At 67.6% G+C, this 12,563-nt stretch carries 10 protein-coding genes; 2 read left to right on the forward strand and 8 right to left on the reverse strand.

Going from position 1 to position 12,563, the window contains the following annotated elements; genetic code table 11:
* Positions 1 to 36: 36 nt before the first annotated feature.
* The 3 genes from zwf to tkt are packed head-to-tail and all read right to left on the reverse strand — an operon-like array spanning position 37 to position 4,800.
* A complete protein-coding gene (zwf, locus tag V1Y59_RS07875) occupies positions 37 to 1,575 on the reverse strand; it encodes a glucose-6-phosphate dehydrogenase (RefSeq protein ID WP_330504253.1) in 1,539 nt (512 codons plus the stop codon).
* 5 nt (positions 1,576 to 1,580) lie between these two features.
* On the reverse strand, positions 1,581 to 2,699 hold the full coding sequence (gene tal, locus V1Y59_RS07880) for a transaldolase (protein ID WP_330504254.1): 1,119 nt from the start codon (positions 2,697 to 2,699) through the stop codon (positions 1,581 to 1,583).
* 4 nt (positions 2,700 to 2,703) lie between these two features.
* Positions 2,704 to 4,800, reverse strand: a complete 2,097-nt coding sequence (gene tkt / locus V1Y59_RS07885) for a transketolase (protein WP_330504255.1) — start codon at positions 4,798 to 4,800, stop codon at positions 2,704 to 2,706.
* A gap of 496 nt (positions 4,801 to 5,296) precedes the next feature.
* Here tkt and V1Y59_RS07890 point away from each other — a divergent pair, with 496 nt between their 5' ends.
* Positions 5,297 to 6,223: a heme o synthase gene (locus tag V1Y59_RS07890; protein ID WP_431309130.1), complete on the forward strand. Its 927-nt coding sequence runs from the start codon at positions 5,297 to 5,299 to the stop codon at positions 6,221 to 6,223.
* A gap of 42 nt (positions 6,224 to 6,265) precedes the next feature.
* On the opposite strand, the gene V1Y59_RS07895 is transcribed toward V1Y59_RS07890, so the two are convergent.
* The gene (locus V1Y59_RS07895; protein ID WP_330504256.1) at positions 6,266 to 7,234 is read right to left on the reverse strand and encodes a quinone oxidoreductase family protein; all 969 of its coding nucleotides are present in this window, start codon (positions 7,232 to 7,234) and stop codon (positions 6,266 to 6,268) included.
* A 99-nt stretch (positions 7,235 to 7,333) separates the two neighbouring features.
* Between V1Y59_RS07895 and V1Y59_RS07900 the strand changes: the two genes are divergently transcribed.
* Positions 7,334 to 7,711 carry a hypothetical protein gene (locus V1Y59_RS07900; protein ID WP_330504257.1) on the forward strand — a complete coding sequence of 126 codons (378 nt, stop codon included), beginning with the start codon at positions 7,334 to 7,336 and terminating at the stop codon, positions 7,709 to 7,711.
* A gap of 32 nt (positions 7,712 to 7,743) precedes the next feature.
* Here the strand turns inward: V1Y59_RS07900 and V1Y59_RS07905 are convergent, their stop codons facing one another.
* The 4 genes from V1Y59_RS07905 to mptB form a co-directional block, all read right to left on the reverse strand.
* Positions 7,744 to 8,784 carry a COX15/CtaA family protein gene (locus V1Y59_RS07905; protein ID WP_330504258.1) on the reverse strand — a complete coding sequence of 347 codons (1,041 nt, stop codon included), beginning with the start codon at positions 8,782 to 8,784 and terminating at the stop codon, positions 7,744 to 7,746.
* On the reverse strand, positions 8,781 to 9,575 hold the full coding sequence (locus V1Y59_RS07910; protein WP_330504259.1) for an ABC transporter permease: 795 nt from the start codon (positions 9,573 to 9,575) through the stop codon (positions 8,781 to 8,783). Before V1Y59_RS07910 ends, V1Y59_RS07905 begins: the two co-directional genes overlap by 4 nt.
* Complete coding sequence (locus tag V1Y59_RS07915) at positions 9,572 to 10,510, reverse strand: ABC transporter ATP-binding protein (RefSeq protein WP_330504260.1); 939 nt, start codon at positions 10,508 to 10,510, stop codon at positions 9,572 to 9,574. Before V1Y59_RS07915 ends, V1Y59_RS07910 begins: the two co-directional genes overlap by 4 nt.
* Positions 10,511 to 10,654: 144 nt before the next feature.
* Positions 10,655 to 12,445 carry a polyprenol phosphomannose-dependent alpha 1,6 mannosyltransferase MptB gene (mptB, locus tag V1Y59_RS07920; RefSeq protein ID WP_330504351.1) on the reverse strand — a complete coding sequence of 597 codons (1,791 nt, stop codon included), beginning with the start codon at positions 12,443 to 12,445 and terminating at the stop codon, positions 10,655 to 10,657.
* Between the last annotated feature and the right edge of the window lie 118 nt (positions 12,446 to 12,563).

Consider the following 12,563-nt stretch of genomic DNA (forward strand, 5'->3'; position numbering starts at 1 on the left):
CTCTGACATCCTCTCGGTTGTTCCGGGCGGCGACGGTCATGGTCGGCGCCAACAGCGTCCGGTACGTGCGAGCATCTCTTCGGACGAGGCGGGCCCCCACGTTCCTGACTCGTAGGTGTCGGGTTTCCCGGCCTCCGCCCAATGCTCGATCACCGGGTCGAGGATCTTCCAGGAGAGTTCGACCTCTTCGTTGACCGGGAACAGTGACGGCTCACCGAGCAGCACGTCGAGGATCAGGCGCTCGTAGGCCTCCGGCGACGCCTCGGTGAATGCCGTGCCGTAGCTGAAGTCCATGTTGACGTCGCGCACCTCCATGCTCGACGCGGGAACCTTGGACCCGAAGCGCAAGGTGATGCCTTCGTCCGGCTGCACCCGGATGACCAGGGCGTTCTGCGAGAGCTCCTCGGTCATCGTCTGGTCGAACGGCAGATGCGGCGCGCGTTTGAACACCAACGCGATCTCCGTGACGCGCCGCCCGAGTCGTTTGCCGGTGCGCAGATAGAACGGCACCCCGGCCCAGCGCCGTGAGTCGACCTCCAACGCGATCGCGGCGAACGTCTCCGTGGTGGAGTCCTTGGCGAAACCCTCTTCGTCGAGGAGGCCCGGCACCTGCTGGCTGCCCTGCCAACCCGGCCCGTACTGCCCGCGGGCGGTGTTCTCGTCCAACGGCTCGATGTTGCGTGTGGCTGCGAGCACCTTGATCTTCTCGTCCTGCAACTGCTTGGGCTCGAACGAGATCGGTTCCTCCATCGCCACCAGCGCCATCAACTGCAGCAGGTGGTTCTGGATGACGTCGCGCGCCGCGCCGATCCCGTCGTAGTAGCCGGCACGGCCGCCGAGACCGATGTCCTCGGCCATCGTGATCTGCACGTGGTCGACGTAGTGGGAGCTCCACAGCGGATCGAACAGCTGGTTGGCGAACCGCAACGCGAGGATGTTCTGGACCGTTTCCTTGCCGAGGTAGTGGTCGATCCGGAACACCGACGACTCGGGAAAGACGCTGTTGACGATCGCGTTGAGTTCCTTGGCGGTCTCGAGGTCGTGACCGAAGGGCTTCTCGATGACCACCCGCCGCCAGTGATCGCCTTCCTCCTTGGCCAGCCCGCTGCGTTCCAACTGCTCGCACACGGTGGGGAAGGCCTTCGGCGGGATCGACAGGTAGAAAGCGTGGTTGCCGTCGGTGCCGCGTTCCTTGTCCAACCGGTCGAGTGTCTCCCGGAGCCGGTCGAACGCGGCGTCATCGTCGAAAGCGCCCTGGACGAATCGGAACCCTTCCGCCAGCCGTTCCCACACCTCTTCCCGGAAACCGGTGCGGGCGTGATCACGGACGGCGTCGTGGACGATTTTGGCGAAATCCTCGTCGTCCCAGTCGCGCCTCGCGAAGCCGACGAGCGCGAACGACGGGGGGAGCAGACCCCGGTTGGCCAGGTCGTACACCGCGGGCATCAACTTCTTGCGCGCCAGGTCACCCGTGACACCGAAGATGATCAGGCTGCACGGACCCGCGATCCGTGGCAGCCGCTTGTCCCGGGGGTCACGGAGCGGGTTGTTCCAATCGGTACCGCCGCGGGGCACTCGGGTCAGCCCTTCGCGGCCGAGAGCTGTTCGGCGGTAGCGTCGAGCAACTCGATCCAGGCGTCCTCGAACTTCTGGACACCCTCGTCCTCGAGCACCTTGAAGACGTCGACGAAGTCGATGCCGAGTGCGGCGATCTTGTCGAAGACCTCCTGCGACTCGGGGGCGAGGCCGACGATTGACCCCGTGTTGACCCACCCGTGGTCGGCGAAGGCGTCCATGGTCTTGCCCGGCATGGTGTTCACCGTGTTCGGGGCGACGAGTTCACTGACATAGAGGGTGTCGGGATAGTCGGGGTTCTTCACTCCGGTCGACGCCCACAGCGGACGTTGCGGACGCGCCCCCTTGGCAAGCAGGTCGGGGAATCGGGACTCGACCTCGAAGATCTCCTGATACGCCTGGTAGGCCAGGCGTGCATTGGCCAGTGCCGCCTTGCCCTTGAGTTCGGTGGCTTCCGGGGTGCCGATGGCGTCGAGACGTTTGTCGACCTCGGAGTCGACGCGGGAGACGAAGAACGACGCGACCGAGTGGATGGTGGACAGATCGTGCCCGGCCTCCGCGGCGGCGTCGAGGCCGTCGAGGTAGGCGTCCATCACCTCCTTGTAGCGCTCCACCGAGAAGATCAGCGTGACATTCACGCTGATGCCCTCGGCGAGGGTGCGGGTGATGGCAGGGAGCCCGGCCTTGGTGGCGGGAATCTTGATCAGCAGGTTCGGCCGGTCGACGATCTTCCACAGTTCGACGGCCTGCGCGACGGTGCCGTCGGTGTCGTGGGCCAGGCGGGGATCGACCTCGATGGACACGCGGCCGTCCACACCGTCAGAGGCCTCGAAGGCCGGCGCGAGCACGTCGCAGGCGTTGCGCACGTCGTCAGTCGTGACCGTTCGGATGGTCGCGTCGACATCCGCTCCGCGTGCGGCGAGTTCGTTGACTTGATCGTCGTAGCTGGTGCCCTTGGACAGAGCGGCCTGGAAGATCGACGGGTTGGTGGTGACACCGACCACCGACTTCTCGGCCATCAGACCGGCGAGGTCGCCGGAGCCGATGAGGTCGCGGGACAGGTCGTCGAGCCAGACCGAGACCCCGGCGGCGGAGAGTTCGGCGAGTTTCGGATTCTGCGTCATTCTGCTATCCCTTCACATTGGCGATCGAACGCTGTGCGGCGGCGACGGCGGCGTCGGGTGTGATGCCGAACTCGGTGTACAGCGTCTGGTAGTCGGCGGATTCCCCGTAGTGCTCGAGCGAAACGCTCTCACCGAAGCCGCCCACGATCTTGTGCCACGGCATGGCGATGCCGGCCTCGATCGAGACGCGGGCCTTCACGGTGGGTGGCAGGACCTGGTCGCGGTAGTTCTGGTCCTGGCTCTCGAACCACTCGACGCACGGCATCGAGACGACGCGAGCGCCGATGCCCTGGGCTTCGAGTTTCTGGCCTGCGGCCACGGCGATCTCGACCTCGGAGCCGGTGGCGATCAGGATGACGTCGGGGATCGGGGTCGAGGCCTCCACCAGGACGTAGCCGCCCTTCTCGACCCCGGCCGCCGATGTGTTGTCGAGCACCGGGATCTTCTGTCGCGTCAGGCACAGGCCGACGGGACCGCTGCTGCTCGACCGCTCCAGCACGGTCTTCCACGCGAACGCGGTCTCGTTGGCATCGGCCGGGCGGACCACGCTGAGGTTCGGGATCGCCCGCAGGGCGGCGAGGTGCTCGATCGGCTGATGGGTCGGGCCGTCCTCACCGAGCCCGATCGAGTCGTGCGTCCACACGTAGATGGGGTCGATGTCCATCAGCGAGGCCAGGCGTACCGCGGGTCGCATGTAGTCGCTGAACTGCAGGAAGGTACCGCCGTACGCCCTCGTGGGGCCGTGAAGCACGATGCCGGACAGGATCGATCCCATGGCGTGCTCGCGGATGCCGAAGTGCAGCGTCCGGCCGTACGGCTCGGCGTCCCAGTCCTCGTTGGAGATCGACGTCGGGCCGAAGGACTTCGCGTCCTTCATGGTGGTGTTGTTGCTGCCGGCCAGATCCGCCGAACCGCCCCAGAGTTCGGGCAGCACCGGTGCGACCGCGTTAAGGACCTCGCCGGAGGCCGATCGTGTGGCAACCGACTTCCCGGTCTCCCAGCTCGGCAGCACGTCGGCCCAGCCGGGCGGCAACTTGTCCTGGCTGACGCGATCGAAGAGCTCCTTGCGTTCGGGTTCGCGCGCGACCCAATCGTTGAACGACGATTCCCATGCCTGATGAGCCTCACGTCCACGGTCGACGAGAGCGCGGGTGTGGCTGATGACCTCGTCGCTGACCTCGAAGGTCTTGTCGGGGTCGAAGCCAAGGATCTTCTTGGTCGCGGCGACCTCGTCGTCGCCGAGCGCGGAGCCGTGCACCCCGCCCGTGTTCATCTTGGTGGGTGCGGGATAGCCGATGATGGTCCGCAGCACGATGATCGACGGGCGATCGGTGACCGACTTGGCTTCGGCGACAGCGGCTTCGATGGCGGCGACATCCTCGCCGCCTTCCACCACCTGGACGTGCCAGCCATAGGCCTCATAACGCTTGGCGGTGTCCTCCGACAGCGCGATGCTGGTCCCGTGCTCGATCGAGATCTTGTTGTCGTCGTAGAACAGGATCAGGTTGCCCAGCTGCTGGGTGCCGGCCAGCGACGATGCCTCGGAGGTGACCCCTTCCTCGATGTCGCCGTCCGAGGCGACCACATAGATGTAGTGGTCGAACGGGCTGTCACCCCACGCGGGCTCTGGATCGAACAGACCGCGTTCGCGGCGCGCGGCCATCGCCATGCCGACGGCGGAGGCCAGCCCCTGACCGAGCGGGCCGGTGGTGATCTCGACGCCGCGGGTGTGACGGAACTCGGGATGCCCGGGCGTCTTGGACTTGAAGGTGCGCAGAGCCTGGAGGTCGGCGAGTTCGAGTCCGAATCCACCGAGGTACAGCTGGATGTACAGGGTCAGGCTGGAGTGGCCACACGACAGGACGAAGCGATCGCGCCCCACCCAGTGGGTGTCGGCCGGATCGTGCCGCATCACCCGCTGGAACAGGGTGTAGGCGAGCGGGGCAAGGCTCATGGCGGTGCCGGGATGACCGCTCCCGCATTTCTGGACGGCGTCGGCGGCGAGCACTCGGACGGTGTCGACGGCGCGGGTGTCCACCTCGGACCAGTCGTCGGGATAGGCCGGCTGGGTCAACGCAGTGATGTCATCTGTCAGCGCCACGATTGTGCTGTCTCCTGTGCCTTGTCGGTGCGAGCGCCCGGTCGGTCATCGCGATCGCAGGTCGTCTGTTCGTGCAATCCACAGTATGTACGAGTCCACAGTGTGCTCGAGAGTGTGATGCTTGCGGCTCCGGTGCCAGGGTCGCTGCGGACCATCGGTCCCGGTGCAGCCGCGCGCTGTCGATCACCGATGGGAGATACGGCAGCCACGGCCTACAGAGTAGTCGCGTGCGATGCGCCGTCGCGCGTCGAGTGACACCGAACAGGGGTCAGGACTCGATTCTTCGATCCCGGAACCCACCGTCTACCATGCTCTGTAGTAGCCCTATGTCGCGTTCTGCGTTGTCGTGTTCTGCGCCGTCGTGTTCGACGCCGTCGTCTTCGATCTGCCGTTCCGACAGAGCCCGGGCAGACGAGGAGAGGCCGTGAGAAGTGGGGAACGTGTGAGCGGAGATCTGTCCGCCGCATCCCGCGGTACCCATGGCTCGACCGAGACGATGACGACGACCAGCGGAGACTCGCTACTGTCGCGGTCGAAGGCCACGGTGCTCGCATATGTCGCGCTGACCAAACCCCGCGTGATCGAATTGCTCCTGGTCGCGACGATCCCGGTCATGCTGCAGGCCGACCGCGGGCACGTCGACATCGCCCTCATCGCGGCGACCCTGCTCGGTGGCTGGCTGGGCGCCGGCAGTGCGAACACCCTCAACATGGTCGCCGACGCCGACATCGACCAGAAGATGAAGCGCACCGCGCGCCGACCGCTGGCACGTCACGCCGTCTCGACCCGGAGCGCGCTGATCTTCGGCATCCTGTTGTGGATCGGTTCGTTCGCGGTCCTCTGGACGGCGGCGAACCTACTCAGCGCGCTGCTGGTCACGGCGACGATCGCGTTCTACGTCGGCGTCTACACGATGATCCTGAAGCGCCGCACGTGGCAGAACGTGGTGTGGGGTGGTGCTGCCGGATGCATGCCGACCCTGGTCGGGTGGGCCGCGGTGACCGGGACCATCGGCTGGCAGCCGATCGTGTTGTTCCTCGTCATCTTCTTCTGGACACCGCCGCACACCTGGGCGCTGGCCATGCGCTACAAGGAGGACTACCGGGCGGCCGGCGTCCCCATGCTGCCCGTGATCGCGACCGAGGAACGCGTGACGCGGCAGATGGTCTACTACACGTGGGCAACCGTCGTCAGTTCCCTCATCCTGATCGCGGGCACCAGCTGGATCTACGCGGCGGTCGCGCTGGCCTCGGGCGGCTGGTTCGCCAGCCGCGTGCAGAAGCTCTACAAGGAGACCCGCGCGGGCGCCGAGGTCGCGCCGCTGAAGATCTTCCTGCAGTCCAACGAGTATCTGGCGATTCTGTTCTGCGGCCTGGCCATCGACGCCGTGGTCAATCTGCCACTGGTCACCAGCTACTTCTGATTCACCTCGGTCCCGCTTCTCGCTCAGCGTTGGGCGAATGGGTCATGACGGGTCGAGCACCGTGGCGCCCGTGGTTGCGCGGGATTCCAGGGCGATGTGCGCCTCGGCGGCGTCGGCGAGACGGAAATGCTGGCCCACCCGCACATCGATGGCGCCATCCGTGATCGCACCGAGGAACTCCGCGGCCCGCCACCGCAGTTCGTCCGGCTCGGCGATGAAGTGGCCGAGCGTGGGCCGTGTCACCGACAGCGATCCGGCCGGGTTGAGCCGCTGCAGGTCGAACGGCGGCACAGGTCCCGACGACGCGCCGAACAGCACGATCGTGCCGCGGACCGCGGTTGACGCGAGCGACTGCTCGAAAGTGTCGGCACCGACACCGTCGTAGGCGACGGCGACGCCGCGCCCGTCGGTGAGGGAGCGCACCTCTTCGGCCAGCGTGTCGCTGTACCGCAGCACATGGTCAGCACCCGCGGACTCCGACAACCCGGCCTTCTCGTCGTTGGACACGGTGGTGATCACCTGCAGCCCGCGACGCTTCGCGAGCTGGGTCAGGATCAGCCCGACACCGCCGGCCCCGGCGTGGATGAGCACGGTGTCCCCGGCGACCGGGTGAGCACTCCCGTCGAGGAGATAGTGCGCGGTGAGTCCTCGCAGCATGGCCGACCCCGCGACATCGTCGTCGACACCGTCGGGAACCGGGATCGCACGCGCGGCCGGGACCGCGACCAGCTCCGCGTAACTTCCGGGAACGTCCACCCAGCACACCCGCTGTCCGACCTGCACGCTGTCGACATCGGCCCCAACCGTGACGACCTCGCCGGCGCCCTCGGCGCCCGGAATGTAGGGCGGCACCGAGGGATAGAGGCCGCGGCGCAGATACGTGTCGATGAAGTTCACCCCGATCGCCGACGTCCGGACGATGACCTCGCCGGGGGCGGGAATCGGGTCGTCGACGGTGCCGTAGTCGAGGACGTCGGGTCCGCCGTGCCGAACCACCTGGATTGCGCGCATGGCACTGTTCTACCGCATGCAGCGCCGGGTAAAACCGTCACCGTCGGCCGCGGGAGCGGTTCGAACCGGCTTGTCGCGCCACCGGTATGCTCGTGCACCATGAGCGAGCAGACCACACCAGAATCCGTCGACACTCCCGCGCCGGCAGTAGAGGTGCCCAGTGGTGTGGTCGCCGCCATCACCAGCTTCATCGCCCGGGAGGGCGGTTCGGCGAAGGCAGTGCTGCAGCCGATCGGCGATGCCGGCGTGCGCATCACGCTCGTCGGGGAGACCGGCGGCATCCTCGGCGACCAGGTGGTCGCCGACAACGCGGTGGCCGAGGCGGTCGTCGAAGCGGTCGAGGGTCTGGAGACCGCGGAGTGGGATCGTGACCTCACGTCGGCCGCGAACGTCTCGCCGGCGCACTACCGGAAGATGGCCGGTTGGGTCGCCAAGCAGAAGCGGTTCCCGAAGCCCCGCAACCGTTCGATCCTGTAGGTCCCGCCCGCCGTTCCGCTCGGCGGGGCGGTTCACCGACCTCGCGGCCCGCGTTCGGTCCGTAGGGAACCCGCAGTCGCCGACACCTCTGCGTCGGCGTCGTCGTCGACCGAGTGCGCGCGGTTGCCGAACTCGACCACCATCCAGGTCACCGCGATGATCATCACCGCACTGATCGTCATGTGCGCGATCACCAGGGCGATCGGCAGGCCGGTGTTGTACTGGACGATGCCGATGAGGCCCTGCACGGCGATGATGCCCAGGATGATGTCGGCGGTCCGTTTCTCCGGCATCCGCAGCAGATGGGTGACCACCGCGATCGCAATGGCCAGGCCGACGAGCAGGAACACACCGTCGGTGTGGAGTTGCGTGGCGTTGTCGGGGGCCAGTCCGTTCCGGGGAGCGTCGGCGTCCCCGGCGTGCGGGCCCGAACCGGTCACGACGGTGCCGAGATACACGACTGCCCACGTCACCGCGTACTGCAGCCATGCCAGGCGTCGGCCGAGCCTCGAGGCGGTGTCCGCCGGCGGCATTGCGCGGGGATGCGGACGAAGCCGATAGACGAGGACCGTCGCCGCCGACACCAGGATCATCGACAGCACGAAGTGCAGCGAGACCACCCAGGGATTGAGCTGGGTGAGCACGGTGATCCCGCCGATCACGCCCTGGAAGGGAATGCCGAGGGCGATGAGCGCGGTGAGCCAGCGATCGCGTCGGGTCGCCGAGGCATATCGCACCACGGCGACGAATGTCGCGATGGCGACGACGATGAGGACGAACGTGAGCAGTCGGTTGCCGAACTCGATCGCCCCGTGCAAACCGAGCTCACCGTGCGGGACAAACGAGTCGTCGGTGCAGCGCGGCCAGGTGGGACAGCCGAGGCCGGACCCGGTGAGCCGTACGGCTCCGCCCGTGGCGACGATGCCGACGTTGGCGACCAGCAGCGCGATACTCCAGAGCCAGACGAAGCGGGCGGACGGCGTCCCGAATCCGGGCACGCGGGAGAACCGGCCCGATCGGTCGGCCGGCCTGTCTGCGTCCGGCGGCGTCGGCCGCGTCTTGGACGTTGTCATTCGAACTTGAACCACCTCACTGCGAGCACGGCGGCGACGGCCGCCCATGCCAGCAACACACCTATGCCGAAGAGGTCGACCGACCCCTCCGTCGCCCGCCCCAACGCCTCGGTCAGGGCGCCGGAGGGCAGGCACCGGGCGATCCACAGCACTGCGTCGGGGACGCGTTCGGCCATGACCACGAGACTGCCGACACCCACGAGGGCAAACCACAACAGGTTGCCCAGCGCGAGGACCACCTCGGCCTTGAGCGTGCCTCCGAGCAACAGCCCGAGCGCGGAGAACGTGACCGTACCGATCGCGATGACGACCGCCCCGAGAACGATGCCCAGCGCGGACGGACGCCACCCGAACGCGAGGCCGATGCCACCGAGGATCAGTGCCTGCAGGGCGACGACGAGAACGACGGCGATCGATTTGCCCGCGATGATCCCCCAGCGGGGGATCGGTGTCGCACCCAACCGCTTGAGCGCCCCGTACCGGCGGTCGAAACCCAGCGCGATCGCTTGACCGGTGAACGCGGTCGACATCACCGCGACCGTCATGATCGCCGGGACGAAGGTGGTGGCCCGTTCGGCGTTGGACGCGCCGAGGTCGGTGTCGGTCGGGAGCAGGCACAGGCCGACGAGCAGGGTGATCGGGATGAACATGGTGAGCAGGAGCTGCTCACCATTGCGCAGCAACAGCGTCAGTTCCATCCGGGACTGCGCGAGAAGGATCGCCGGCAGGGACGCCGCGCGCGGGCGGGGGGCGAATGTGCCGGGTGCGAACCGGTTGACGGGTGCGGTCATGAGCGCAGTGCCCGCCCGGTGAGATCCAGGAAGACGTCGGAGAGGCTGCGTGTCTCCACCCGCAGGTCGGTGGCGAGCACGTCGATCTTGGCGCACCAGGCGGTCACGGTGGCCAGCACCTGCGGTGTGACCGGCCCCCGGACCAGGTAGCTGCCGGGTGCGGTTTCCGTGCAGAGATAGTCCTCGGGAAGCGCGAGCAGCAACAGCGACATGTCGAGTCCGCGGGGAGCGGAGAAGCGGAGCTCGTTCTCGGCGCCGCGGCTGGTGAGATCGGCCGGAGTCCCCGACGCCACCACACGGCCGTTGTCGATGATCACGACGTTGTCGGCCAACTCCTCGGCCTCGTCCATCAGATGGGTGGTCAGCAACACCGACACCCCGTCGCTGCGCAGCCGGTCGATCAGCTCCCACACGAGGATGCGCGCATGGGCGTCCAGGCCCGCGGTCGGTTCGTCGAGGAACACCAGTTCCGGGCGACCGACGATGGCACAGGCCAACGAGAGCCGCTGCTGCTGCCCCCCGGACAGGCGGCGGAACGGGGTGCGCGCGGACTCGGCCAGCCCCAGGACATCGAGTAACCACCGCGGGTCGATGGGATCGGCGCTGTAAGCAGCGCACAGCCGGAGCATTTCCTCGGCGCGCGCACCGGGGTACGCACCGCCGCCCTGCAGCATCACACCGACGCGTCGGCGGAGGGCGTCGTTGTCGGCGATCGGGTCCAGTCCGAGCACCCGGACCGAGCCGGCGTCCGGGGTGAGGAAACCCTCGCAGATCTCGACGGTGGTCGTCTTGCCGGCGCCGTTGGGACCGAGCAGCGCGAGGATCGAGTCGGCGGCGAGGCCGAGGTCGAGGCCGTCCACGGCCGTGCGTCCGCCATAGCGCTTGACCAGGCCCGAGACCTGCAATGCCGGCGTGGTGGCGACTCCGTCGGTCACGGCGCGTCCGTCGGTCGGCCGATGATCATCTCGTCGATCATCGCCGTGGTACCGCTCCCGCGTCGTCGTGCCGTGCACACTGGCCAGACTATGCGGCGGGGGCCGCGCGCCAAAAATTGCGGCAGCGCCTGAAGGACGGTGCGCTCAGCCTGCGTGCGCATCGTCGCGGCTGGGTTGCCGTCCTCGTTTCGCTCGCCACCAGCGTTGGATCGGTAGATCCTCGAAGAACAGCGCGGTCATCACCGCGACCATGATCACACCGGCCAGAAGGCCTTGGGCGAGAACCACTCCGCTGGTGTTCGAGCTGGTCGGCATCACCACGATGGCGATGATGGCGGATACCGCGATGGTCGTGATGCGGAACCACGGGCGCGTCGCCCACGCGGCGAGTGGGATGACGGCCCACAGCAGGTACCAGGCCTGGACGAACGGAAAGAACACCACGACTGTGGCCATTGACACACCGAGTGCGCCGAGGGGATGCAGTCGACCGGCGAGGCAGGCCAGCATCCAGCGGATGATGAATGCGGCGGCGATCAACTGACCGAGCGGCCGACCGACTTCCAGTATGGCCTGGGTCTGGTCGCCGAGTCCGAGGGTGACACCGATCCGGCCGGTCGTCACTGAGAGCAGCGTGGGCATCGACATCCAGGATCGGACCACATCGCCGGTGGACAGCGTGCTGGTCCAGCCGAAGCCGAGTCCGGTGCCGACACAGATGCCGACCATGACCACCCCGAGCACCCCGGCCAGAGAGGCGGCAGCGGCCGCCAACGCGGCCATGGATCGGCGCGACCGATCCCACCATTGGCGGATCGGCGCGTGTCGGAGGGCCGGCAGGGTGGCGCCCCACCGTTGGGCGAGCGCTATCCCGACGAAGCCCAGCGCCAGCATCGACGTCACCTTCACCATCGCCGACGCGGAGATCACCGCCGCACCGGCGATCAGAATCCAGCCGGACGACGACGGCCAGAACGATCCGGGCCTACGTAATCGATGCTCGCCGTAGATGGCCCGAAAACTGAGCTCGAGGCCGACGAGCATCATGCCCAGCATCAGGGCCTCGTTGTGGATGCCGCCGACGAGGTGCAGGATCACCAGCGGGTTCATCGCGCCGAGCCACAGCGCCGCCACCGAGGACACCCCGCACCGGCGGGCCAGTCGCGGCAGCGCCCACACGATCAATGCGATGCCCACCAGGGCGAGCAGGCGGTGCAGGAAGATCGCCGCGGTGATGTTCTCCCCGGTGATCGCGGTGATGCCCTTGCCCAGCCACAGGAACAGCGGGCCGTAGGGGGCCGGGGTGTCGCGCCACAGATTCGGAACCGAGCGGGTCAGCACATGGTCCACGCCGAGCCCACGGACGGGACTGATCACATACGGGTCCATCCCCCGGAAGGCGATCGCACTCTGCGCCAGATACGAGTAGATGTCCTTGGACAGCAGCGGCGGGGCGACGATGATCGGCGCGATCCACAACATCAGGGTGCGGTCGGCCTGCCGTCGGGTCATCCGCCGCTCGGGGCTGCGTCCGTGCAGCACCTCGACGCCGAAGCGTCCGACGGCGAATCGCCCGATCAACAGCCACGCGACGACGAGCATGATCGTGCCGCCGATCGACAGCGTGAGCGCAGTGCTCCACATCCGCGAGGGCAGCGACAGCACCCGCATTCCCGCGACCGGGTTCTGCAGCACCGGGATCGCGCCGGTGCCGAGCGAGCCGATCAGCAGGAGCACCGACCCGGTGGCGCCGAACAGCTTGATACGGAACAGCCGCCGGTTCTCGGCGTCGTTGAGCGGGCCGACCTCACGCTCGTCGTCGTGTAGGCGAGCAACGGCTCGGCCGTAGTCGCCGCGGCGTTCGGTGTCGTCGATCTCGACGTCGTCGTTGTCGCGTTGCGGGCCGGCCCGGCGCAGGCCGAGATACTCCGCCATATCTCGCAGGCGGGAGTTCAGCGAGCGGGCCCGACCACCCGTCACTGTGGTGTCTGGCACGCCACGACTCTAATCGGCCGGGAACTGCCCGTGGAGCCGCCATGCGCGCGCGTCGACC

The organism is Gordonia prachuapensis, from assembly GCF_036350515.1.
In the GTDB taxonomy this organism is placed as follows: Bacteria; Actinomycetota; Actinomycetes; order Mycobacteriales; family Mycobacteriaceae; genus Gordonia; species Gordonia prachuapensis.